Annotated in this window: 19 protein-coding genes; 7 read left to right on the top strand and 12 right to left on the bottom strand. The window is 72.1% G+C overall.

Annotation, left to right across the window (positions count from 1 at the left end; translation table 11 throughout):
- Positions 1 to 53: 53 nt before the first annotated feature.
- From BM396_RS10240 to BM396_RS10265, 6 genes are all read right to left on the bottom strand, one after another.
- Positions 54 to 1,094 carry a sensor histidine kinase gene (locus BM396_RS10240; protein ID WP_043355225.1) on the bottom strand — a complete coding sequence of 347 codons (1,041 nt, stop codon included), beginning with the start codon at positions 1,092 to 1,094 and terminating at the stop codon, positions 54 to 56.
- Positions 1,081 to 2,589: an ATPase domain-containing protein gene (locus BM396_RS10245; protein ID WP_043355227.1), complete on the bottom strand. Its 1,509-nt coding sequence runs from the start codon at positions 2,587 to 2,589 to the stop codon at positions 1,081 to 1,083. The genes BM396_RS10240 and BM396_RS10245 overlap by 14 nt, the downstream gene beginning before the upstream one ends.
- A 248-nt stretch (positions 2,590 to 2,837) precedes the next feature.
- Positions 2,838 to 4,376, bottom strand: coding sequence for a carbohydrate porin (locus tag BM396_RS10250; protein WP_043382394.1), 1,539 nt, complete (start codon positions 4,374 to 4,376; stop codon positions 2,838 to 2,840).
- Positions 4,377 to 4,460: 84 nt separating this feature from the next.
- Positions 4,461 to 5,387 (bottom strand): Gfo/Idh/MocA family protein, encoded by a 927-nt coding sequence (locus BM396_RS10255; protein WP_043382396.1) that lies wholly within the window; start codon positions 5,385 to 5,387, stop codon positions 4,461 to 4,463.
- Position 5,388: 1 nt separating this feature from the next.
- A complete protein-coding gene (gene araD1 / locus BM396_RS10260; protein WP_043382399.1) occupies positions 5,389 to 6,369 on the bottom strand; it encodes an AraD1 family protein in 981 nt (326 codons plus the stop codon).
- 72 nt (positions 6,370 to 6,441) lie between these two features.
- Positions 6,442 to 8,025, bottom strand: a complete 1,584-nt coding sequence (locus tag BM396_RS10265) for an aldehyde dehydrogenase (NADP(+)) (protein WP_244538855.1) — start codon at positions 8,023 to 8,025, stop codon at positions 6,442 to 6,444.
- Between the two features lie 174 nt (positions 8,026 to 8,199).
- Between BM396_RS10265 and BM396_RS10270 the strand changes: the two genes are divergently transcribed.
- Positions 8,200 to 8,940: a FadR/GntR family transcriptional regulator gene (locus BM396_RS10270; RefSeq protein ID WP_051976059.1), complete on the top strand. Its 741-nt coding sequence runs from the start codon at positions 8,200 to 8,202 to the stop codon at positions 8,938 to 8,940.
- Between the two features lie 40 nt (positions 8,941 to 8,980).
- Here BM396_RS10270 and BM396_RS10275 read toward each other — a convergent pair whose 3' ends face one another.
- Both BM396_RS10275 and BM396_RS10280 read right to left on the bottom strand, forming a co-directional pair.
- Positions 8,981 to 10,780, bottom strand: a complete 1,800-nt coding sequence (locus BM396_RS10275; RefSeq protein ID WP_043382404.1) for an IlvD/Edd family dehydratase — start codon at positions 10,778 to 10,780, stop codon at positions 8,981 to 8,983.
- Positions 10,777 to 11,940 carry an aldose epimerase family protein gene (locus BM396_RS10280; RefSeq protein WP_043382407.1) on the bottom strand — a complete coding sequence of 388 codons (1,164 nt, stop codon included), beginning with the start codon at positions 11,938 to 11,940 and terminating at the stop codon, positions 10,777 to 10,779. Before BM396_RS10280 ends, BM396_RS10275 begins: the two co-directional genes overlap by 4 nt.
- A 160-nt stretch (positions 11,941 to 12,100) precedes the next feature.
- Between BM396_RS10280 and BM396_RS10285 the strand changes: the two genes are divergently transcribed.
- Both BM396_RS10285 and BM396_RS10290 read left to right on the top strand, forming a co-directional pair.
- Positions 12,101 to 13,426: a sugar MFS transporter gene (locus BM396_RS10285; RefSeq protein ID WP_043382409.1), complete on the top strand. Its 1,326-nt coding sequence runs from the start codon at positions 12,101 to 12,103 to the stop codon at positions 13,424 to 13,426.
- A 29-nt stretch (positions 13,427 to 13,455) separates the two neighbouring features.
- Entirely contained in the window at positions 13,456 to 14,319 is an 864-nt protein-coding gene (locus tag BM396_RS10290) for an SMP-30/gluconolactonase/LRE family protein (protein WP_043352263.1), read from the top strand.
- Between the two features lie 292 nt (positions 14,320 to 14,611).
- Here BM396_RS10290 and BM396_RS10295 read toward each other — a convergent pair whose 3' ends face one another.
- Entirely contained in the window at positions 14,612 to 14,833 is a 222-nt protein-coding gene (locus BM396_RS10295; protein WP_043382412.1) for a DUF6894 family protein, read from the bottom strand.
- Positions 14,834 to 15,071: 238 nt separating this feature from the next.
- Here BM396_RS10295 and BM396_RS10300 point away from each other — a divergent pair, with 238 nt between their 5' ends.
- Together BM396_RS10300 and BM396_RS10305 are read left to right on the top strand one after the other, a co-directional pair.
- Positions 15,072 to 15,278, top strand: coding sequence for a hypothetical protein (locus tag BM396_RS10300; RefSeq protein ID WP_043382414.1), 207 nt, complete (start codon positions 15,072 to 15,074; stop codon positions 15,276 to 15,278).
- 578 nt (positions 15,279 to 15,856) lie between these two features.
- A complete protein-coding gene (locus tag BM396_RS10305) occupies positions 15,857 to 16,921 on the top strand; it encodes a LacI family DNA-binding transcriptional regulator (RefSeq protein WP_236952898.1) in 1,065 nt (354 codons plus the stop codon).
- A gap of 38 nt (positions 16,922 to 16,959) precedes the next feature.
- On the opposite strand, the gene BM396_RS10310 is transcribed toward BM396_RS10305, so the two are convergent.
- The 3 genes from BM396_RS10310 to BM396_RS10320 are packed head-to-tail and all read right to left on the bottom strand — an operon-like array spanning position 16,960 to position 20,727.
- Complete coding sequence (locus BM396_RS10310) at positions 16,960 to 18,708, bottom strand: ABC transporter ATP-binding protein (RefSeq protein WP_043382420.1); 1,749 nt, start codon at positions 18,706 to 18,708, stop codon at positions 16,960 to 16,962.
- 13 nt (positions 18,709 to 18,721) lie between these two features.
- On the bottom strand, positions 18,722 to 19,486 hold the full coding sequence (fhuF, locus tag BM396_RS10315; RefSeq protein WP_043382424.1) for a siderophore-iron reductase FhuF: 765 nt from the start codon (positions 19,484 to 19,486) through the stop codon (positions 18,722 to 18,724).
- Positions 19,483 to 20,727, bottom strand: coding sequence for an MFS transporter (locus BM396_RS10320; protein ID WP_043382488.1), 1,245 nt, complete (start codon positions 20,725 to 20,727; stop codon positions 19,483 to 19,485). The genes fhuF and BM396_RS10320 overlap by 4 nt, the downstream gene beginning before the upstream one ends.
- Positions 20,728 to 20,949: 222 nt before the next feature.
- On the opposite strand from BM396_RS10320, the gene BM396_RS10325 reads away from it, so the two are divergent.
- Positions 20,950 to 21,168 carry a hypothetical protein gene (locus BM396_RS10325; RefSeq protein WP_043356299.1) on the top strand — a complete coding sequence of 73 codons (219 nt, stop codon included), beginning with the start codon at positions 20,950 to 20,952 and terminating at the stop codon, positions 21,166 to 21,168.
- Between the two features lie 153 nt (positions 21,169 to 21,321).
- Positions 21,322 to 24,183 carry a hybrid sensor histidine kinase/response regulator gene (locus BM396_RS10330; protein WP_051976060.1) on the top strand — a complete coding sequence of 954 codons (2,862 nt, stop codon included), beginning with the start codon at positions 21,322 to 21,324 and terminating at the stop codon, positions 24,181 to 24,183.
- Positions 24,184 to 24,189: the final 6 nt, after the last annotated feature.

Here is a 24,189-nt window from a genome sequence, read left to right on the forward strand (position 1 = left end):
AGCGCACATCCCGCGGTCGGATCCGGGCCGCCGGGTTTCGAGAACCGGTGCGCTCAGTAGGTCGGGACGACGCGCGTCTCGGGCAGCGGCGCACGCATGGTGAAATGCAGGCCGGCCGGCTGGAAATCGAAGGCGATCTCCGCCTGGCACTGGAGCTTCAGGACGCGTTGCAGCAGCGTCGAGCCGAAGCCCTTCCGCGTCGGTGTCTCCGTGAACGGGCCGCCCCGTTCGGTCCAGTCGAGATGGAGCATGCGTGCCGCCGGCGTCTGCTCGACACCCCAGCGGATCCGGATACAGCCCTCCGGAACCGACAAGGCGCCGTGCTTGGCCGCGTTGGTCGTCAGCTCGTGGATGGCCATGCCGGTCGGGACCGCGAGGTCGCCCATCAGGTCGATCGGCGGCCCGTCCAGCTGGATGCGGGAGCCCTCGACGTCGTTGTAGGGCCCCAGCTCGTTCATCAGCATCTCGCGCAGGGGGGCCTGCTGCCAGTAATCCTCGGTCAGGAGATTGTGGGTCTTGGCCAGCGAGATCACCCGCGCCGAGAACGCCTCGTAGAACGCGTCCACGGTGGTGGCGGACCGGGCCGAAGCCCCGAGCAGCGCCTGCACCGTCGCCAGCGTGTTCTTCACCCGGTGATGCAGCTCGCGGATCAGGAGCGCCTGCCGCTCCGTCGTCCGCTCGCGCTCCTCGAGATGGGCCCGCGCCTCGAGCTGCCGGCGCTTGGCGCGATGGGCGGCCCGGGCCGCCATGATCAGGGTCGCCGGATGGAACGGGCGCTCCAGCACGCTCACGTTGCCCAAGAGGTCGGTCAACTGCGTGTTGGGCTCGGCGCCGCGCAGTCGCAGGAGGATGAACGGGAAGTCGGACCAGGGCGGCTGGGCGGCGATCCAATCCGCCAGCGCCTGCCGGTTCGAGGAGAGCAGCGCCTCCTCGGTCAGGACCGCGCAGGCGGCCGTGTGGAGCCGGGCGACCACCTCCGCGAGGCTGCCGCAGATCTGCGACGCGATCTGTCCCTCGCCGAGGATGGTCGCGGCGACGACGGCGTCGCGGCCCCCCGGCGTGAAGAGGAGAACCGGCGGTTCAGCGTCGGTCATCAGCCCTGTGGGTGGGCAAGAGGGACGACCGTTCACCTTCGAATGTCGGAACGCCGGTCATGATACCCCTGAACGCGCTGAGTGGTTCGCCAACGCGGATCCCGTCGGAGTCGATCCGCAACTCGCGGATCGCGTTCTCATGGCTGCCGGTCCGCTTCTTCACCACCGAGATCGCGCGCCGCAGCCGGCCATCGGCCTCGAAGGTGCGGAACAGCAGGATCGTGTCGCTGAGATAGGTCAGGTCGACATTGGCGCCCATCGCCCCGATCATGCCGTGCTGGGCCAGGACCAGGAGCGTGACGACGCCCTGCTGGTTCAGGTAGGTCAGCAACTCGTGCATCTGCAGGAGCAGGTAGTTCTCCTCCGGCATGGCGTTGTGATAGCCGGTCAGGGAATCGATCACGACCGTCGTCACGCCCTGGTGCTCGACCGCCTCCTGCACGATGTCGGCGAGTTCGCCGGGCGAGACCTCCGCCGGATCGATCTGTTCGACCCGGAGATCGCCGGAGGCGATTACGGCGTCGATCGGCATGCCGAGGCCGCGGGCCCGGCGGCGCAGCACGTTCGTGGTCTCGTCGAAGCTGAGGATCAGCACCTTCTCGCCGCGGGCGATCGCCGCGGTGACGCAGGTGAGCGCCACCGTCGACTTGCCGACGCCGGACGGGCCGATCAGCATCGTGCTGGTCCCGCGATCGATGCCGCCGCCGAGCAGCAGGTCGAGCTCGGGGCTGCCCGTGCCGCACTGGTCGTCGGCGAAGGTGCCGAGATGCTCGGCCGCGACGAGCCGCGGGAACACCGTGAGACCGCCGCGCCGGATGACGTAGTCGTGGAACCCGCCCCGGAACGGCGTGCCGCGCATCTTGATCACGCGCAGGCGCCGCCGCTCCCCGCCGTAGAGCGGCGCGAGCTGTTCCAGCCGGATCACGGCATGGCTGAGACTGTGCAGATTCAGGTCGTCCGCCTCGGCGGTCAGATCGTCGAGGAGCAGCGCGGTGGTGTTCTGGATGAGCAGGAAGCTGCGCAGGGCGTGGACCTGCCTGCGGTAGCGCAGCGAACCCTGCGAGAGCAGCCGGATCTCGGACAGGCTGTCGAACACGACGCGCTGCGGCTTGGTCCGCTCGATCTCGGCGATCGCCATGCGGATGGTCTCGCCGAGTTCGAGATCGGACGAATGGACGAGGCTCTGCTGCTGGTTCGGGTCGAGGCTGAGTTCCGGCGCGATGAGTTCGAAGATCTCGATGCCGTCGAGGGACCAGCCGTGGCGCCCGGCGACGTTCAGAAGCTCGCGCCGGCTCTCGGACAGCGTGATGTACAGGCAGCGCTCGCCCCGCCGCACGCCGTCGAGCAGGAACTGCATCGCCAGCGTCGTCTTGCCGGATCCGGGCCGGCCCTCGATGAGGTGCGAGCGCCGGGACGCGTAGCCGCCGTCCAGGATGTGGTCGAGGCCGGCCACTCCGGTACAGACCGGCGCCGCGTCTTGATCGGTCACTGCCATGTCCAGGTCTCTGCCGTCGCCCGACGGGCGGGCAGCCCACCGACCGCGTGACGGAACGCGGAGCCCGGTCTCGTACACGAAGGAGCGCGCAGGGCGAAACCCCGTCCGCCGCGCTCCTGCGCCGGCCGATACCGTCAGCGCGACCGGGATATCGGTCCTGCCGGACGGCCGCGCCGTGCGGCAGCCGGGATTGGCGCCGCGATGGAGGACCGGCGCCCGCATCCTGCGGGCGCCGGGGGTTCGCGCGCTCACTGGCTGCCCGGACCCTTCGCCAGGCCGGCCAGGGTGAACAGGTCCACCGACAGCTTCGCGCCGATCACGAAGGCATCCGGGATCGGCTTCGGACGGAACGGGAAGCGGGTCTGGTCCGGGTCGATCACGTATTGCAGGTTCGGCATCAGCCGCACCGCCGGGGTGAGCTGGATGCCGTAGCTCAGCTCCAGGATGGTCTGCAGGGATTCGACGTTCCGGGTGCCGAGCCCGAGCGCCGTGCGCGCCGCCCGGATGTTGGCCGTGCCCAGCGGCGAGAGCTTCTCCATGGCGAAGACGAAGCCGAGGGTGTCGTAGGGCCGGCCGGGGAAGGTGCCGGTCAGCACGGCGCCGCCCTCCAGGAAGTAATCCTGGGTCTGCCGGCCGCCGGTCCCGCCGAGCGCGACGCCGAAGACCGACAGGCCCTGGATGCCGCTCGGGTCCGGCCGCCAGACCATCTGGTCGAAGCGGGCGTAGACCGCCGAGCGGCCGAACCGGGTCAGCGGATCGAGGCCGCTGAAGACCCGGGCGCCGCCCCGCTGGTCGAGCACGGGATCCTTGTAGTCCGACCGGTCGAAGACGACGCCGACGCTGTAGTTGCGCGGCAGCGGGTCATTGCCGAAATTGGTCGAGTAGCCGACTTCCACCGGCACCAGGACACCGGTGGCGCCGTTGGTCGACCAGTCGATCCCGTTCTGCGTCGGCAACTGGTCGCGGGGGTTCACCTCGTAGATGCCGGCGTGCAGGAACACCTTGTCGTTGACCCAGGCCTTGGCATGGCCGCCCCAGGTGGCGATCGGCCAGTAGGTGAAGTTCGTCAGCTTGAAGATGGACTTCGGCGCGCCGCAGGTCGCGTTGTTCTGGAAGTTGCAGTAGAGCGGCGAGGCCAGGAAGTTCGGGTTGGCCAGCAGGCGGCCGACCTCGAGGTCGAGGCGGTTGTCGAACAGCTTCTGCTCATAGGACAGCAGGGTCAGATGGGCGGTCTGGCCGCCGCCGTAGATCTCCTGCACGCTGCCGTCGAAGCCGATGGAATCCTGCGCCAGGCTCCGTCCGTGGCGCTGGGTGACGACGGTGTGGACCGAGCCGCCGTCGATCCCCGCGAGACGCGCGAGATCGGCGTCGAGGCCGAAGGCGATCTGGCCGGCATAGGCCGATCCCTGGCGGATGCCGCCGGACGGGTTGGCGGCGAACTCGCCGGTGTAGTTCAGGATCATGCTGATCCCGTTGCCCAGATCGAGGGTGCCCGGCGGCAGGCTGGGCGGCGTCGCGCTGCTGCCCTGCACGTCGAGGCTGGCCGCGGCGCTGCTGGCGCCCGAGAAGCTCCGCGCCTCCCGGATGACCCGCCGCCGGGCGCGGTTCGCCCGGTACCGGGCCTTCTGCGCCGGATTCGCCTTCGGCCCCGGATTCACCAGCGACGGTCCCCCGTCCGGAGCCGTGGCTTCAACCTGTGCGCCCGCCGGACACGCGCCCGCCGTGACCGTCGCGGCGCAGAATGCGAGCGCGGCCCATCGCCTATGCTTTCTCCATTGCTTACCCATGTGACTCCCCCTTAACCGCGCGGCCTTGCCTGGCTCTGTCGCGTTCGTGTCCCGCAGGGGGCCTCCCGGTCAGTCCGTGTCCGGTCAGTCCGTGAAGGCCTCCACCGTGCGGCGCTCGCCGCGCATGAAGGCGTCGGCGGCGTGGATCAGCGGATTCAGGTCGACGTCGCTGGCGCCGGAGCGGACCAGGGCGGCGAAACGGTCGTAGAGGCCGCGGTACTCCGCCTCGGGCGGGAGCGGCTGGTCGCGGCCGTCGATCGTCAGGACGGCCCCGCCCTGCGAAAGCACCAGGGTACCGTCGTCGGTCTCGACCCGGATGTCCCAGGTCTGCGGCCCGGTCTGGCGCCAGTCGAACCGGGCTCGGATCGGGGTGCCGGCGGCATCGGCGAAATGCAGGTCGGCGGCGATCGGCGCCTGCCGGTTCTCCGGCACCGACAGGGTCGCGCCGGTCAGGTGGAACGGCGGCAGGATATGCGTGGCGATGGACAGGGCGTTGATCCCCGGATCGAACACGCCCATCCCGCCCGCGTCCCAGATCCAGTCCTGGCCCGGGTGCCAGTGCCGGACATCCTCCAGCCAAGCGATCTCCACCGACCGGATCCGGCGGCCCGACAGCCAGCGGCGCGCGGGCTCCACCCCCGGCGCGAAGCGCGAGTGCCAGCTCGCGAACAGGCTCACGCCCCGGGTCCGGGCGGCCTCGACCAGGAGCCCGACCTCGGCCAGCGTCGCCCCCGGGGGCTTCTCGAGGAAGACGTGGCGGCCCGCCGCGATCCCCGCCAGGGCCGCCGCGAACCGCGCCTGCGGCGGCTGGCACAGGGCGATGGCGTCGAGGTCGCCGTGCGCCGCCAGCATCGCCTCCAGGCTGCCGTAGCTCGGCACGCCGTCGAGCCCGCCATGCCGGCTCGCCACCGCCACGAGGCTGTAATCCGGGGAGGCGGCGATGACCGGCAGATGCTGGTCGCGGGCGATCTTGCCGACACCCACCAGACCGATGCGGATCGGGTTCGCCATCTCAGAGCACCCGCACGGTCGGGTCGGCGGGCGGGGCGGCCGCCAGGGGGTTGCGCAGGGGCAGCGCGAACGGCTCGGCCTCGATCTCGAACACGTCGCCGGGCCGGGTCGCGACGCCGTCGCTGAACGATAGGGTGGCGGTCCCGAAGAAGTGGACGTGCACGTCGCCGGGGCGCCGGAAGGGTGCGTATTTGAAGTGGTGCCGCTCCAGGTTGGCGATGCTGTGGGACATGTTCGCCTCCCCGGAGAGGAACGGCTTCTCCCAGAGCACGGCGCCGTCGCGCAGGATACGGCTGGTCCCGCGCACGTCCGGCGGAAGCGCCCCGAGCCACAGCTCCGGGCCGAGGGCGGCCGGGCGCAGCTTGGAATGGGCGAGCCACAGGTAGTTGCCGCGCTCGGTCACGTGGTCGGAGAACTCGTTCGCCAGGGCGAAGCCGAGGCGCACCGGGGTGCCGTCGGCGTCGACCAGGTAGATCCCGGCGATCTCCGGCTCCTCGCCGCCGTCGCGGGCGAAGGCCGGCGAGACCAGCGGCTCGCCGGAAGCGACCAGGCCGGATCCGTCGCCCTTGTAGAACCATTCCGGCTGCACGCCGGCCTCGCCCGGCGCCGGCTTGCCGCCCTCGACGCCCATCCGGAACATGCGCATCGAGTCGGTCGGCGCCGGGTCGGCCGCGGCCGCGCGGTGCATCGCGTCGCGGCCCTCCGCGGAGCCGAGATGCGTCAGGCCGGTGCCGCTCAGCATCAGGTGGGCGGGATCGGCGTGGTCGATGGGCGGCAGGAGCCGGACCGTGTCGAGATCGACGGGCGCGCCGAGTCCCGCCCGCTCCGCCGTCGCGGCCAGATCGTCCCCCGCCTCGAGAGCCCTGCGCGCCAGGGCGCGCACGCTGTCGACGCCGAGCACCCGCCGCGCCCGACCGTCGGCGAGCAGCGCGACGCCCCGCTGCCCGTCGGCGGCGCGGAATTGTAGGAGTGATCGTCCCATCTGTGTCCTCCCGGGGACGACCGCTTCGGGTCGTCCTGAACGCGCGGCCGTCGAGGGTCGCGCGGCGGCCTGTCAGCGGCCGGGTTGCGGGTCGAGAACGCCGTCGATCCGGCGCGCGAGATGCCAGGGATTGTCCGGACGCAGGGGCGGCGGCAGGAGCGCGTCGGGCAGGTCCTGGTAGCAGACCGGGCGCAGGAACCGTTCGATCGCCAGCGTGCCCACCGAGCTGCTCCGGCCGTCCGAGGTGGCCGGGAACGGCCCGCCATGCACCATCGCGGGGGCGACCTCGACGCCGGTGGGCCAGCCGTTCGCCAGGATCCGTCCGGCCTTGCGGGCCAGCAGCGGCACGAGCCCGGCGGCGAGATGCTCGTCCGCGCGGTCGAGGTGCAACGTCGCGGTGAGCTGCCCGCCGAGGGACTCGAGGAGCCGGGTGACCTCCGCCGTGTCGGCGGCGGCGACCAGCAGCGCGGCCGGACCGAACATCTCGTCGGCGAGGGCCGGATCCGCGAGGACGTGGCGCGCCTCCGTGCGCAGCAGGCAGGCGGGGGCGCCCCCCGGCCCGGCGGCCGCCCCGCGCGCCGCGACCGTCACTCCCGGTCGGGCCGCCAGCGCGGCGACGACGTGCGCGAACCGGTCGCGGATGTCCGGGGTGAGCATGGTGTGCGGCACACTCTCCCGGATCGCCGCGGCGGCGGCCTCCGCGAAGGCGTCGAGGTCGGAGCCGGCGATCCCGATCAGCAGACCGGGATTGGTGCAGAACTGCCCCGCCCCCAGCGTCAGCGACTGGACGAAGCCCGCCGCCAGGGACGCGCTCCGGGCCCGCAGGGCGCCGGGCAGGAGCACGACCGGGTTGACCGCGCTCATCTCGGCATAGACCGGGATCGGCTCGGGCCGGCCGGCGGCCACCCGCATCAGGGCGAGCCCGCCTGCGCGCGACCCGGTGAAGCCGACGGCCTTGATCCGCGGGTCGGCGACCAGGGCGCTTCCGAGGTCCGTGGACGGTCCCGGCAGGTAGGAGAACGTGCCCTCGGGCAGGCCGCCGGTGGCCACCGCCGCACGCACGGCCCGCGCGACCAGCTCCCCGGTCCCGGGATGGGCCGGATGGCCCTTCACCACCACCGGGCAGCCCGCCGCCAGGGCGGCGGCGGTGTCGCCCCCCGCCACCGAGAAGGCCAGCGGGAAGTTCGAGGCACCGAACACAGCCACCGGGCCGATCGCGACGTGGCGCCGGCGCAGGTCCGGCCGGGGCAGCGGCTGCCGCTTGTGCTGCGCCGGATCGATCGTCGCCCGGATCCACGCGCCGGAGCGGACGAGATCCGCGAACAGCCGCAGCGGCCCGACCGTGCGGGCGCGCTCGCCCTCCAGCCGCGCCCGCGGCAGGCCGGTCTCGGCCATCGCCCGCTCGACGAGCGGCGCGCCGAGATAGGCGATGCCCTCGGCCACAGCTTCGAGACAGCGAGCGCGTGTTTCTGGTGGCGTCTCCGCGAAATGCGGGAACGCCGCTTCCGCCAGCGTGCAGGCGGCCTCCACCTCCCGAGGGCCTGCGGCCGAGAAGGCCGGCTCCAGGGGCGCTCCGGTGGCGGGATCCACGGCCCGGAAGAGCGCGGCTGTGGTCACGTCGGTGGCGCCGATCAGGACGCTGCCGCGGATCGTCACGGACCCTGGTGATTCACTACTCATACAATTAGGCTAGGGCAGTTCGCCTCCCGCCGCAAGCGCGGCCGCGATTCCGGTGCAGAGGGTGTTCCTCTTTGCGCTCCTACAACTTCAGGATAGAATCACGCCGATCCCGCCCCGACCGACCCGGTGGCCCGGACTGGAGGTGGACGAGTGAGGCAGGATCGCGGTCCGGAGAACGTCACGCTGCCCCTCGCCTCGGGCTCGCGCCGCATCCACGGCTCGGTCGCCCGCGATCTGGGGGTGGCGATCCTCGGCGGCCGCTACGCCCCCGGGGACGTGCTGCCCGGGGAGATCGAATTCTCTGAGAAATTGAACGTCTCGCGCACCGCCTATCGCGAGGCGATCCGCATCCTGAGCGCGAAGGGGCTCGTCGAGAGCCGCCCGCGCACCGGCACCCGCGTGAGCCAGCGCAGCCGCTGGAACCTGCTCGACCCCGACATCCTCGCCTGGGCCTTCGAGTCGGAGCCGAGCGAGTCCTTCATCCGCGACCTGTTCGAGCTGCGGATGATCGTCGAGCCGGCGGCGGCGGCGCTCGCGGCGGAGCGGCGCTCGGGCCTCGACATCGCCCGGATGGGCCATGCCCTGGAGGAGATGGGCCGCCACGGCCTCGCCACCGAGGCCGGACGGGCCGCCGACCAGGCCTTCCACAACACGATCCTGGAATCGGCCCGCAACGGGGCGCTGATGGCCCTGTCGAGTTCCATCGCCGCCGCGGTCACGTGGACGACGATCTTCAAGCATCGCCGCCAGGGCCTGCCCCGGGATCCGATGCCCGACCACCGCGCCCTCTACGACGCGATCGTTGCGGGCGACCCGGCCGCCGCCCGGGAGACTATGACCGAGCTGGTCCGCCTCGCCCTCGCCGACACCGAGCTGGCGATGCGCCCCTGACGGAGCCGGCGGCGTCCGCGCCGCCGGCCCGGGCCTCGTCTCAGTGGTTGTCGCGCGGCACGCCCCGGGTCTGCGCGATGCGCTGGAACGCCTCGGCGCCCTCCAGGATGGCCCCGGTGTGCATCTGCCCGACCGCGGCGCGCTGCATCGCCTGCCACGGCGTCTGCGAGGCCGGATAGGCGTAGCCGCCCGCCGCCTCCAGGGCGCTGCGGCGGCGGACGATCTCGTCCGCGTCGACCAGCATGTCGGCGGTGCCGCGGCGCAGGTCGATCCGCACCCGGTCGCCGGTGCGCAGGAGCGCGAGGCCGCCGCCGGCCGCCGCCTCGGGCGAGGCGTTGAGGATCGACGGCGAGCCCGAGGTGCCGGACTGGCGCCCGTCGCCCAGGCAGGGCAGCGCGTGCACGCCGGCCCGGATCAGCTGCGCGGGCGGGCGCATGTTCACCACCTCGGCGGCCCCGGGATAGCCGATCGGCCCGGCCCCGCGCATGATCAGGATGGTCTCCGCGGTGATGCCGAGGCTCGGGTCGTCGATCCGGGCGTGGTAATCCTCCGGTCCGTCGAAGACCACGACGGGACCCTCGAAGGCGTCCGGATCCTCCGGGTTCGACAGGTAGCGGGCGCGGAACTCGTCGCCGATGACGCTGGTCTTCATGACCGCGGCGTCGAACAGGTTGCCGCGCAGGACCAGGAAGCCCGCCGCCTCCTTGAGGGGCCGGTCGATCGGCCGGATCACGTCCTCGTCCTCGATCACGGCGCCGCGGCAATTGTCGCCGAGGGTGCGCCCGTTGACCGTCAGCGCGCCCTCCCGGATCAGGTCGCGGCGCATGAGCTGCGCCACCACCGCGGGCAAGCTGCCGGCGCGGTAGTAATCCTCGCCGAGATAGGTGCCCGCCGGCTGCAGGTTGACCAGCAGAGGCACGTCGAGCCCGTGGGTCTGCCAGTCCGTGATGTCGAGGTCGACCCCCATGTGGCGGGCGATCGCCGCGAGGTGGATCGGCGCGTTGGTCGAGCCGCCGATCGCCGAATTGACCGCGATGGCGTTGAGGAAGGCGTCGCGGGTCAGGATGTCGGAGGGCTTCAGGTCCTCGGCCACCATGGCGACGATGCGCTTGCCGGTCTGGTAGGCGGCCTCCTGCCGGTCGCGGTAGGGCGCCGGGATCGCGGCCGAGCCGGGCAGCATCATGCCCAGGGCCTCGGCGAGCGTGTTCATCGTGGTGGCGGTGCCCATCGTGTTGCAGAAGCCGGTCGAGGGCGCCGACGAGGTGACGAGCTTGATGAAGCCGTCATGGTCGATCTCGCCGGCTGCCAGCATCGCGCGGGCCTTCCAGACGATCGTGCCGGAGCCCGTGCGCTGGCCCTTGAACCAGCCGTTGAGCATTGGCCCCACCGACAGGGCGATGGCCGGGATGTTCACGGTGGCGGCGGCCATCAGGCAGGCCGGGGTGGTCTTGTCGCAGCCCGTGGTCAGCACGACCCCGTCCAGCGGGTAGCCGTAGAGCAGCTCCACGAGGCCCAGATAGGCGAGGTTGCGGTCGAGGCCCGCGGTCGGCCGCTTGCCGGTCTCCTGGATCGGGTGGACCGGGAATTCCAGGACGATCCCGCCCGCCTCGCGGATGCCCTCGCGGATCCGCTCCGCGAGGACGAGATGGTGGCGATTGCACGGGGACAGGTCCGAGCCGGTCTGGGCGATGCCGATGATCGGCCTGCCCGAGCGCAGCTCCTCCAGGCTGAGGCCGAAGTTCAGGTAGCGCTCCAGGTAGAGCGCCGTCATGTCGATATTGTCGGGGTTGTCGAACCAGGCGCGGGAGCGCAGGGGCCGTGCAATCGGTCGGTCGGTCATTTCTGGGTCCGGTGAGCGGGGCTGGTCGAGAACCGGTAGGCGATCACGTTCCGGTAGGTCTTGCCGGGGTCGAGCCGGGCGGAGCCGAAGGCCGGCTGGTTCGGCGTGTCGGGGAAGAGTTCCGGCTCCAGCGCCAGGGCGTCCGACTGCCGGTAGGCGAGGCCGGATTTACCCACCACCGTCGCGTTGAGGAAGTTGCCGGCATAGAACTGCACCCCCGGCTGGTTGCTCGCCACCTCGAGGATCCGGCCCGATTCCGGATCCTCGACCCGCGCCACGAGGTGCGGCTCGGCCGTGGGCGCGTCGGTGACGACCCAGTTGTGGTCGTAGCCGCGCGCCCGCACGATCTGCTCGTCCCGCCCGTCGCGGATCCGCGCGCCGATCACCGTGGGCTTGCGGAAGTCGAAGGGCGTGCCGGCCACCGGCAGGTGCGCGCCGGTGGGGATCAGGGTGGCGTCGACCGGCGTGAAGCGCTCCGCCGGGATGGTCAGGGTCTGATCGAGGATCGAGCGGCCTGAGCCCTCACCCGCGAGGTTGAAGAAGCTGTGATTGGTCAGGTTGACGATCGTCGGCTTGTCGGTCGTGGCCTCGTAGGTGACCGTCAGCGTGTCGGTCGCGTCGAGCGTGTAGGTGGCGGTGGCCGTGAGCGTTCCGGGATAGCCCTCCTCCCCGTCCGGGCTGACGTAGCGCAGGGTGACCGACGGGGCCGCGCCGCCCTTGACCGCGGTGATCGTCCAGAGCCGCTTGTCGAAGCCGGCCGCGCCGCCGTGCAGGGCGTTCGGGCCGTCGTTGGTGGGCAGCGTGTAGGTCTGGCCGTCGAGGGTGAAGCGCCCGGCGCGGATGCGGTTGGCGTAGCGCCCGACGCTCACGCCGAAATAACTGCCCTTGGTCAGGTAGGAGGCGAGGTCGTTGTAGCCGAGCACCACATCCGCGGCCTTGCCGGACCGGTCCGGGACGTCGAGGCTCCTCAGTAGCGCGCCCCACGACAGGATCCGGGCCGTGATCCCCTTGCCGTTCGTCAGCGTCACCTCCTCCACCGACCGGCCGTCCGGCAGGGTGCCGAACACCGTCCGGACCGGCTCGGCCGCCCGGACCGGAGCCGGGGTCAGGCCCGGGATCGCCGCGCAGGCGCACAGCGCCAGGGGTCCCACTCCACGCATCGCATCCTCCCCTCGATGAAGCCGCCCGTCCCGCCGATCCTGCGCCGGCACGCGACGGGGACGCGGTTGACGTCCGCGAATCCGATATATACTCAGACAAATGAAATGGACAACATGGGACCGTCGGCAAGGCGGCCCGGAGCGCAGAGGACAACGCCGGATGGCAGGACCGATCGCGACCGTCGGGACGACGGCGCCCCGGACGGGGGCGGAGGCCGCGCGCGACCGGGGCGCCTACCGCCCGGCCCTGTCGCTGCTGGCGAGCCTCTTCTTCATGTGGGGCTTCATCACGGTCATAAACAACACGCTGCTGCCGCACCTGCGCAGCGTGTTCGACCTCGATTACACGCAGACGACGTTGATCGAGTCCGTCTGGTTCATCGCCTATTTCGTGGCCTCGATCCCGGCGGCCAAGCTGATCGAACGGGTCGGCTACCAGCGCGCCCTGGTGGCGGGGCTGGGCATCATGGCGCTGGGCACGCTCGGGATGATCCTGGCCGCGCACCAAGTCTCCTACGCGATCACGCTCACGGCCCTGTTCGTGATCGCCAGCGGCATCACCCTGCTGCAGGTCGCCGCGAACCCCTACGTGGCGGTGGTCGGCCCGGCCGAGAGCGCTCCGGCGCGCCTCAACCTCGTGCAGGCGTTCAACTCCTTCGGGACGACCCTGGCGCCGCTGTTCGGCGGCTACCTGATCCTCGGGCGCTCCGCCGCGGGCAACGCCGCCGCCGGCACCATCCTGACACCGGCCGAGCGCTTGGCCGACGCGCAATCGGTGCAGTTGCCCTACCTGATCGTGGCGGCGATCCTCGTCGGTCTCGCCGTGATCATCGCCCGCTTCCCGCTGCCCGCCCTGGGCGGCGCCGGCGGCACCACGGCCCGGGCCGTCAAGGCCGAGCGCGCCGGCCTGTCCCTCTGGCGACACCGCAACCTCGTGCTCGGCGTGCCGGCGATCTTCATCTACCTGATCGCCGAGATCGGGGTGTCGAACCTGTTCATCAACTTCGTCTCACAGCCGGAGATCGGCGACCTGACCCACGCCCAGGCCTCGCGCTACCTGTTCCTGCTCTGGGGGGGCATGATGGTCGGCCGCTTCGCCGGCAGCTACCTGATGCAGGCTCGGGCGGCCGAGACCGTGCTGGCCGGGGCGGCGATCGGCGCCTGCGCGGTGATGCTGGTGGCGACCTTCGCGACCGGCCATTGGGCGATGTGGGCCCTGATCTCGGTGGGCCTGTTCCACGCGATCATGTTCCCGACGATCTTCACCCTGGGGATCCGCGGCCTCGGGCCGCTCACCGAGGAGGGCGCCGGGCTGCTGATCATGGCGATCGCGGGCGGATCCCTGGTGGTGGTGCAGGGTTGGGCGGCGGACCGGTTCGGGCTGCAGCATTCCTTCCTGATCACCGCCGCCTGCGAACTCTACGTCCTGTTCTACGCTCTCTGGGGCTGCCGCCCCGCCGCCGCGGCGCGGCCGGCGGGCGCCTGAGCGTCGGCGGGATCGGGGAGCGCTCTGCCATGGACCCGCGGATCCGCATCCTGGACCGGCCCCGGCGCGACCGGCTCGGCGAAGGCCCGATCTGGGTTCCGGAGCGGGGCTTGCTGTTCTGGGTCGACATCGAGGCCCCGGCCCTGAACTGGCTCGACCTCGCCCGCGGCGAGACCGGCACGCATCCGTTCCCGGAGCCGCTGGGCTGGATCATCCCCCGCGCCGGCCGGCGCGACTTCATCGTCGGGCTGAAGAGCGGGTTCGCGATCTACGACCTCGAGGCCGACCGGATCACGCCGATCGGCGATCCGGAGCCCGACGAGCCCGACAACCGCCTGAACGATGCGAAGGTCGACGGCGCCGGCCGGATCTGGGCCGGGAGCATGCACCAGGCCGAGACCGCGGCTTCGGGATCCCTCCACCGGCTCGATCCCGACCTGACTTGGCGGCGGATGGACACGAGCTACGGCGTCGCCAACGGGCCGACCTTCAGCCGCGATGGCCGGATCCTCTATCACAGCGACAGCGCCGCCCGGACGGTCTACGCCTTCGACCTCGCCGCGGACGGCACGCTGACGGGCAAGCGCGCCTTCCTGCGCTTTCCGGAGGCCTGGGGCTGGCCCGACGGGATGACCACGGATTCCGAGGGCTGCCTCTGGATCGCCCATTGGGGCGGCGGCCGGCTCAGCCGCGTGGATCCCGAGGGGCGACTGATGCGGGCGATCCCACTGCCCGCCCCCAACATCACGAGCTGCGCCTTCGCGGGAGAAGGGCTCGACCGCCTGTTCGTCACCTCGGCCGCCCGGGGCGCCGAGCACGTGCCGGCGGCGGGGGCCCTGTTCGAACTCGATGTCGGCGTGACCGGCCTGCCGCCCCGCGCCTTCGGGGGCTGACCGGCCCGGCGGCCGTGGAAGGTCTTTCCCTGTGGCTGTAGCGTCCCCGGACGGCGGGGCCTGATGGCGGCCGGGTTGTCCCGGGCGCCCGACGCGATCCGTGCGGCGGCCCGATCCGCGTCCGCGCGGGCCTCGACGCAATCCTCGCAGGATCGTGTGGCCGCCTCATCCGGATGGGGGATGCGCGGTCCCCGGCCGGTCTCTACGCTCGCCACTTCTCCGAGACGAGATCACCTTCAGCCCGCCCGGCCCTGCCGCGGCGGGCTCCTTGTCGGATGTCGCCGACACGGCGCTACCGCCGGATCGGAAGCCGGCGGATGGGCCGCCCGGCGGTGTCGCGCACCACCAGGCTCCAGGAGCGGCCGGGATCGGCCGCGCAGACCTCATCGGCCATCTCGGCGATCACGCTGCGTGCCTCGGCCAGGGCCTCGTCCAGGCTGCCGACCTCGACGCCTTCCTCGTCGCGGATCGTTTCCTCGCCGCTCTCGACGTCGAAGTAGAAGCGTTCGGACACCGACCTCCCCCCTGCTGCCGCCCTCCGGCGGTCGTCCTGATCTCTCTACGTAGTCCGGAATATGACTGGGACCGGTCTTTGATCGGATAAACCTTAATGCATTTAAAACGCGGATTTGCCTGTATCTGTGCGAAGGCGGCCCAGTCTCGATTGAATTATCGATTATAAGAACCAGGCACGCCGCCGCCGATGTCCGATGGCTTGCTGAGGTGGCGCTCTTGGAGTCGGGACCCCTGACATGTCGACCTCCGCCGATCCGCCCAACGCGCGCGCCGAGAAAGCCGCGCTCCGCAAAGCCACGCTGCGGGCGCATATCAAGAACGTTCTGTCGACGATCCGCAGTCATCATACGGGGCGCGGCCGCGCGTCGATGCGGGTCTCGCGCTACACCCTTGGACGGTGGTTCCGGGGCATCGCCGCCGGAGCGAACCCGCTTTTTGCGTAGCAACGCTCGTCCGATGGACGTGTTTCTCAAGGCGCCGCGCTCCGGCGCTTCGAACCGCGTCCCATGGCCGAGACCACCCGCCTCCGATCCCATATCCGTGGCGTGCTGCTCAGGCTGATGCAGCGGCTGCGCGCCCGGGCCGGCTGACGCGACAGCGGTCGGACGCCGGCCGTCGGGCGGCCGTCTTGCGCCCCTGCCCTCGGCTGCGGCGCGGTGGAGTGCGGGGGGGGGGCGCCTGCCGATGGGGCGGGCCACGCGACACGGCCCGATCCCGCCTGGAGGTCCCGCCTGGGGGGCCTGCCTGGAGATCCTGCCCGGAAAACCTGCTTGGCGAACCGCGCCGTCCAGGCCGGGGACGGCGCGGCGGAGCCGCCGACAATCTGAGGGATTGACCGGATTTCACGCCGAAACGACCGGTCTAGTGCTGACACGACCCGTCTTCGTTGCCGTGCCAGCGGCTTTATCTCCAATCGATACAGATCTAGATTCGCGGGCCCAACGAGCCGGCACCGGGCCCGTCCCGGCGCGGGCGCGCCGTCCTGCCGGGCAGACCGGCTCCCGAGGTGACGATGGGCCAGATGACGATCAAGGACGTCGCCCGACGGGCCGGCGTGAGCTTCCAGACGGTCTCGCTGGTCCTGAACCATCCGGAGAAGGTCGCCCGGACCACGCGCGAGACCATCGAGACGGCCATGCGCGACCTGGACTTCGTGCCGAGCCTCGCCGCCCGGTCCCTGCGCAAGAAGCCCAGTCGCAGCATCGCCTGCGTGTTCTCCCTCGGGGCGCAGCCCGCCGATGCCGCGTTCCATCTGAGGGAGGAGGCCGATCAGGGCCTCGTCCTGCAGACCTTCGGGTACGTGACCGACCAGCAGGGCTATACCCTGGTCCACCGGTGTCGCCGCGGCGACGACCCGGACGGCCTGAGCCGGATCGCCAGCCTGGTCAGCGAGGCCCGGGTCGACGGCATCGTCGTCTTCGCCGACCGCCAGGACGACCCGCTGATCGGCCTGCTGCAGGCCAAGCGGTTCCCGTTCGTCGTGTTCGGCCTCGACGTTCCCGGCACGCATTACGCCATGCAGGCCGAGCGCGACGCGGCCCGCGACGCCGTCCGCCACCTGATCCAGGCCGGGAGCCGGTCCATCTGCTTTTTCACGGGCGCGGGCGACGGTCGGCGGTGGCGTGCCGGGGCCGAGCGGTTCCGCGGCTACCGGGACGCGCTCGCGGAGGCGGGGCTGCCGCTGCGCGACGACCGCGTGGTGGCGTGCGACTGCACGTCCGAGGGCGGCTATCGGGCGACGCGCGCGCTGCTGGAGCGGCCGGACACGGGGTCAGGAGACCGGCCGGATGCCATCGTGGCCGCCAGCGATCGGGTGGCGTTCGGCGCGCTGAAGGCGCTGCACGAGCGCGGCGTGCGGGTCCCCGCGGAGATCCGCGTCGTGGGCTTCGACAACCTCACCCAGGGGGCCTACTCGGTCCCGAGCCTGACCTCGGTCGATGTCCCGACCCTCGACATGGTCCGGTTCGCCTTCGCGACCCTGGTCGAGCTGATCGAGGGGACGCGCGCGCCGGACGACCTCGCCCAGCGGCTGTTTCCCACGCGCCTCGTCGTGCGCGAATCGACCGCGGCGCGGCCGCAGGCCTAGGAGGCCGAGGCCGGCGTTCCGCCGCCCGTATGGGCGCCTCACTCCGCCGCGAGGATGCCCGTCTCGGGGTCGCCCCGTCCGAACTGCGCCGCGTGCAGGCGGCTGTAGGGGCCGCCGGCGGCGAGCAAGGCCGCGTGCCGGCCCTCCTCGACCACGCCGCCCTCCCCCAGGACCACGATGCGGTCGGCGTCCCGGATGGTCGCGAGGCGGTGGGCGATCACCAGGGTCGTGCGCCCGCGGGCGAGTTCGGCGAGCGCCCGCTGGATCTCCCGCTCGGTCTCGGTGTCCAGCGCCGAGGTCGCCTCGTCGAGGATCAGGATCGGCGGGTTCTTGAGGAAGACCCGCGCGATGGCGATGCGCTGCTTCTGCCCCCCCGACAGGCGCACGCCGCGCTCGCCCACCACCGTGTCGAGGCCCTCCGGCAGGCCGTCGATCAGCCCGCCGAGCCGGGCGCGCCGGGCGGCGGCGTCGATCTCCGCCTCCGTGGCGTCGAGGCGGCCATAGGCGATGTTCTCCCGGATCGTGCCGGCGAACAGGAACACGTCCTGCTGCACGATGCCGATCTGCCGGCGCAGGCTCGCGAGGGTGATGTCGCGGATGTCGATCCCGTCGACGGTGATCCGGCCCGCCTCGACCTCGTAGAAGCGCGGCAGCAGGGCGCAGAGGGTGGTCTTGCCGACCCCCGAGGGGCCCACGAACGCCACCGTCTCGCCCGCCGCCACCGCGAGGTCGAGGCCGGCGAAGACCGGGCGCCCGGGGCCGTAGCTGAAGCCGATCCCCTCGAAGCCGATGTCGCCCCGCAGGGACTCCACCGCGCGGGCCTCCGGCCGGTCGGTGATGTCGGGCGCGGTGGCGAGCAACTCCTGATAGCGGCGGAACCCCGCCACACCCTTCGGGTAGGTCTCGACCACGGCGCCGATCTTCTCCAGCGGCCGGTAGAACACCCCGACGAGGAGCAGGAAGCCCACGAAGCCGCCGGGCGTCAGGTCGCCCCGGACCACGAAGGCCGCGCCGCCGAGCAGCACGGCGATCTGCACGAGGCGCAGGCCCAGGTAGTTGATCGACAGGCCCGCCGCCATCAGCCGGTAGGCCTCGAGCTTGGTGTCGCGGTAGCGGGCATTGTCGCGGGCGAACAGGGCGCGCTCGTGGGGCTCGTTGGCGAAGGCCTGCACGACCCGCATCCCGCCGACATTCTCCTCGATCCGCGCATTGAAGGCCCCGACCCGGCCGTACTGGGCCTGCCAGTTGCGGGTCATGCGGCCGCCGTAGCGGATCGACACGAAGGCGATCAGCGGCAGGATCGCTGCCGTGATCAGCGCCAGCGGCGCGTGCACCGTGAGCATCAGTGCGAAGGCGCCCAGCAGCGTCATCACGGCGATGAACAGGTCCTCGGGCCCGTGATGGGCGACCTCGCCGATCTCCTCCAGGTCCTTGGTCACCCGGGCGACGAGATGGCCGGTCTTCTGGCCGTCGTAGAAGCGGAAGGAGAGCTTCTGCAGGTGGTCGAAGGCCCGTTCCCGCAGGGTGGTCTCGATGTTGATGCCGAGCACGTGGCCCCAGTAGGTGACCACCACCATCAGGCCGGCATTGGCCACGTAGACCAGCGTCAGCGCCGCGGCGGCGAGCAGGATCAGGCCCCAATCCTGCCGGGGCAGGAGGCTGTCGATGAAGCCCTTCACGGCGATGGGGAAGCCGAGTTCGAGCAGGCCGGACAGCACCGCGCAGCCGAAATCGACCAGGAACAGCGTCCGGTACGGCCGGTAATAGGCGAGGAAGGCCTTCAGCATCGCGCGGCTCGGATCAGCGTGGGGCGGCGCACGCGACGGGGCAGAGCGCGCCGCAGGACGGCACCCCCGGCAGGCGCTGGCGCAGGCAGCAGACGCGCCGCCGCCGGCACCCCGACGTCCCCGGACAGAGCGCCTGCGCCAGGGGGCTCCTAGCGCAGCCCGGGCCCGGACGCCATCCGAGGCAGGCCGCGACGTCGTCACAGGCGGCGGCGCAAGCGGGGGGCGCCCCGGCCCCCGCCCCGTCCCCGCCCCCGTCCCCGAGCGGGGTCCCGAGTTCCCGGGCGACGTAGTCGAGGATCACCGCCGCGTTGCCCCAGAGGATCCGGGGGGCGATGCCACATCGGGCGTGGCACAGCTCCACGAACGGGCGCAGATGCGCCTCCACCAGCCCGGTGAGGCCGGGCGCCGGGCAGGCCGCGCAGCCGGACCCGTCCGCGGGCAGGCGGAAGCGGCACGGCCGCCCCGCCGCGTCGAGTTCGAGGCGCATCGCATCGAAGGCGAGCGGCAACGGCCGGCCGAGGCGGACCAGGGCCGTCAGCGCCGGCGTCGCCAGGGCCGCGAGGTAGAACTGGCTCCAGTACGAGACCCGGATCCGCGGATCCGCGGTCTGGAACTCCGCGCCGAACCCGGCCCCGAAGGCCGCCAGCGTCGCGTCGAACACGTCCGGGTCGCGCAGGGCGCCGAGGGGCACCGCCTCCGGGCCGCCGGGACCGTCCGCGACGCCGTCCCGATAGGCCGCGAGCGAGTCGGGTATCTGCGCGGCGACCTCGGCGATCATCGCGCCACCCCGTCGGCCCGCAGGGTCCGGCCCACCGCGACGGCGAGCCACGCCACCGCGGCGGCGTAGAGCGGCAGGCTGGCGGCGAAGTAGCCCGGCCAGCCGACCCAGCCGGCGAGCGCCGGAGCGGCGACCCGCAGGGGCATGGCGGCGAAGAAGGCGGCCCCGAACAGCAGCGCGTAGTCGGTGGCGGGCCTCGGCCCCTGGGCCCACCGGTAGATCATGTTGAAGACCGGCACGCCCAGGAAGCCGCCCGCGACGAAGCTGAGCACCGTGGCGGCGATTCCGAGATCCGCCATCCGGCCGGCGCAGGCGACGGCCATCAGGCCCCCTGAGGCCAGGACGCCGAGGGCGCCCGCGGCGATCAGCCGGACCGTGCCGAACCGCGCGGCCAAGCCCCCCGCCGCCAGGGCCATCACCAGGTTCACGGCCGGCAGGACGGTGCCGGTGAGCGATCCGACCTGCCCGAGCGACACGCCGAGATCGAGGAGCGCCAGGGTGTTGGGCCCGGCGACGAGATAGGAGGCGGCGAAATAGGCCCCGAGGACGAGCACGCGTCCGGCCAGGCGGCGCAGACGCGCCAGCGCGCCCGACCCGCGCTCCAGGCTTGGCCCGGCCCCGCGCAGGCGCGCCTCCCCGTAGCCGAGGATCGGCAGCAGGCAGAGGGCGTCGAGCGCCGCGCAGGCCAGGACCGCCCCGTGCCAGCCCAGGCTGTCGTAGGAGCCGACCAGCACGCCGACCCCCAGGATCCCGCCCAGGGAGGCCCCGCACAGCTTGGCCGAGGCCACGTAGGCCCGCTCGTCCGCCGGGACGGTCTCGACCACCAGCGCCTCGAGGGCGATGTCCATGGTCGCCACGCAGGCGCAGGCGGCGATCGCCAGGGCGAGCAGCGCCGGGAGCGGCCAGGTCTCGCCGAAGCTCAGGGCGACCAGCAGGAGCACCGAAGCGGCCTGCGCGACCACGATCCAGCCGATCCGATGGCTGAGGAACGGCAGGCGCAGCCGGTCGAGGACGGGCGCCCACAGGAAGGTCAGCCCGACCGGCAGGTTGATCAGTTGCAGCAGGCCGACCTCGGCCAGCTCCACGCCCCGGGCCCGCAGGATCAGCGGCGCCCCGCCGGACAGGAAGCCGAGCGTGGCCCCGAAGGTCACGTACAGGCAGAAGAACGGCGCCAGCGGCCGCAGCCCGGCCAGGGCGTCGACGACCCGGGTGCCGATGGCGGGGCCGGCGGATCCGGTCACCGCGGCCCACACGCTGGTCTGAGTCCCGCGCCGTCCCGGAGGCTGCAGTTTATAATCACACTAATCTATTGATTTACCTCAGTTTTTGTTGTTTAGAGGGGGGCGGGTCTTGGATCAAGCCGGTCGGCAGATGCGGCGCGCTGTCCCCTCGCGGAGAGCGGATCCTGCGTTAACCTTCCGTCAACCATACCGCCGACAGAATCCCAGGCGGAGGGCAGAACCATGACCCGACGCCGGGATTTCGACGCGCTGAGCGAAGCTCAGATCGCCGCGGGACGCACGCAGAAGCGCTGGGTCGAGCCGAAGGCGGGGTTCCGTCCGGCCGCGCCGCAGGCCGTGGCCGACTTGCTCGACACGATCCAGCACGTGGCCGAAGCCGCTACCGGCGAGCGCAGCTTCCTGTACCTGCGCCCGCAGGCCGGCCGCCCCCGCGGGCGCTGAGGCGATCCCGCCCACGCTTCCGGCGCCCGGATCCCGCGGCGCACTGGCAAGGGCCGGCCGGTTCTGCAAAAACGCCGGTATGGCACCGCATCCCGCTCTCGAATCCGCCTGCGCGCGCGTGTCGATCGCGTCCGCCCGATCCGGCGGCGATTCATGAGTGTGGACGAGGTCGCGGATCTCCGGCAGCGCAACCGTGCGCTCGCGGACGAGGTCGAAGGCCTGCGTGCCGCCCTCGCGGCCCGGGCGGAGACAGACGCCGCGGTCACACCGGCGGGCGAGACCGCCTTCGGCCGCGCCTTCTGGCGCGCGCCCGCGCGGATCGACGCGACCCTGCCCGATCCCGACCCGGCACGGCTCGACGATGCCGAGTTCCGCAACCTCGCCGACCACCTGCCGATCCTGTGCTGGCTCGCCCGCAGCGACGGCTACCTGTTCTGGTACAACCGCCGCTGGCTCGACTATTGCGGCACCACCCAGGAGGCGATGGCGGGCTGGGGCTGGCAGGCTGTCCACGACCCCGCCGAGCTGCCGCGGGTCAAGGCGGTCTGGGCCGCCGCGATCGCCACCGGCGAACCGTTCGAGATGGTCTTCCCCCTGCGGGGCGCCGACGGCGTGTTCCGGCCCTTCCTCACCCGGATCGTGCCCCTGCGGGACGCCACCGGACGGGTGGCGCGCTGGTTCGGGGTCAATACCGAGATCGGCGCGCAGGCCCGGGCCGAGGCGGCTCTGCGCGCCTCCGAGGGCCGCCTGCGCCGGGCCCAGGAGGCCGGCGGCGTCGGCGTCTTCACCATCGACATCGCCAGCGACACCGTCCACGGGACGCCGAACTTCTTTCGCCTTTACGGGCTGCCGGAGCAGGACCGGCTCCCCGTCGACGTCATCGCCAGCCTCGTCAGCCCGGACGATGCCGGCCTGATCGCCCGGCGGGCCGACCGCGCGGCCGGCCGCGCCGCGCGGGACGTCGCCTACCGGATCCGGCGGGCCGATACCGGCGCGGAGCGCTGGATCGCCTGGCGCGGCGCGTTCGAGCGGGACGGCGCGGGGCGTGCGGTCCGGTTCGTCGGCGCGGTGCGCGACATCACCGACCACAAGGCCGCAGAGGGGCTCGCCGAGGCCAACGAGCGCGAGCTGCGCCTCATCACCGATGCGCTGCCGGTGCTGATCGCCTTCATCGGCCGGGACTACATCTACCGTTTCGCCAATGCGGCCTATCAGGACTGGTTCTTCCGCCCGGCCTCCGAGATCGTCGGCCGCGACGTGCGTGCGCTCCTGACTCCGGCGAATGCCGAGTTGCGGCGCACCTACATCGAGCGCGCGCTCGCCGGCGAGGCCGTCCTGTTCGAGGCGGCGTGGCCCCACGCGGACGGGCGCCACCGGGATGCCGAGATCCGCTATCTGCCCCGGCGCGATGCCGGCGGGGCGGTCGACGGCTTCCACGTGTTCGTCCAGGACATCACCGACCGCAAGGAGGTCGAGGCGACGCTGCTCTCCGAGGTCACGCAGCGCACCCGCGAGCGCGACCGGCTGTGGGAGACCACCAACGACCTGATGGGCACGGCGGGGCTCGACGGCTTTCTCAAGAGCGTCAACCCGGCCTGGGCGCGCATGCTCGGCTGGACCGAGGCCGAGCTCCTCGGACGCCCGTTCGCGACGTTCATCGATCCGGACGACCATGCCGAGGCCGCCGCGGTGGTCGGGCGGCTCGCCGCCGGCGAGAGGGTGGCGGGCTTCGTCGACCGCGTCCTCACCCGCGCGGGCGACCGCCGGGTCGTGATGTGGACCGCGGTGCCCGAGCCCGGGGCCGGGCTGTTCTACATCGTCGGGCGGGACCTGACCGAGCAGCGCCGCGCCGAGGAACAGCTCCTGCAGGCGCAGAAGATGGAGGCGATCGGTCAGCTCACCGGCGGCATCGCCCACGACTTCAACAACCTGCTCACCGGCATCATCGGCTCCCTCGAGCTGATGCAGACCCGCATCCGGCAGGGGCGGTTCGACGCGATCGAGCGCTATGCCGGCGCCGCCATGGCATCGGCCAACCGGGCGGCGGCCCTGACCCACCGGCTGCTCGCCTTCGCCCGGCGCCAGCCCCTGGCGCCGCAGCCGACCGCCGCCAACCCGCTGATCGCCGGCATGGAGGAGCTCCTGCGCCGCACCCTGGGCGAGCGGGTGGAACTCGCCCTGGTCACGGCGGCCGACCTGTGGCTGACCCTGTGCGACCCGCACCAGCTCGAGAACGCCGTCCTCAACCTCGCCATCAACGCCCGGGACGCGATGCCGGAGGGCGGCCGCCTCGTGATCGAGACCGGAAACGCCCGCCTGGGCGATGCCGACGCAAGGCTGGAGGCCGGCGCGAGGGCGGGCTCCTACGTGAGCATCCGCGTCAGCGATACCGGGACCGGCATGAGCCCGGAGGTCGCCGCCCGGGCCTTCGATCCGTTCTTCACGACCAAGCCGCTGGGCCAGGGCACCGGCCTCGGCCTGTCGATGATCTACGGCTTCGCCCGGCAGTCCGAGGGGCATGTCCGGATCGAGTCGGAGCCGGGGCGCGGCACCGCCGTCACGCTCTATCTGCCGCGCCACCGCGGCGTCGCGGAGCCCGAATCCGTGGCCTCGGATCGCACGGTGCTGCACCGGGCGGCGCGCGGCGAGACCGTGCTGGTGGTGGAGGATGAGCCGGTGGTGCGGGACCTGATCGTCGAGGTGCTGGCCGACCTCGGCTACACCGCGGTCCGGGCCGCGGACGCCCGGGCGGGGCTCGCCCTGCTGCGGGGACCGGGCCGGATCGACCTTCTGATCAGCGATGTCGGCCTACCCGGCGGCCTCGATGGCCGACAGATGGTGGATGCGGCCCGCCCGCACCGGCCGGACCTGAAGGTCCTGTTCATTACGGGCTATGCCGAGAACGCGACCTTCGGCACCGGTCACCTTGAACCGGGGATGCAGATGATCACCAAGCCGTTCTCCGTGGAGGTGCTGGCCGCCCGGGTGCGGGCGATGATCGCCGGTCGCGACTGACCGCCG

The organism is Methylobacterium sp. UNCCL125 (genome assembly GCF_900116795.1).
Taxonomy (GTDB): Bacteria; Pseudomonadota; Alphaproteobacteria; order Rhizobiales; family Beijerinckiaceae; genus Methylobacterium; species Methylobacterium fujisawaense.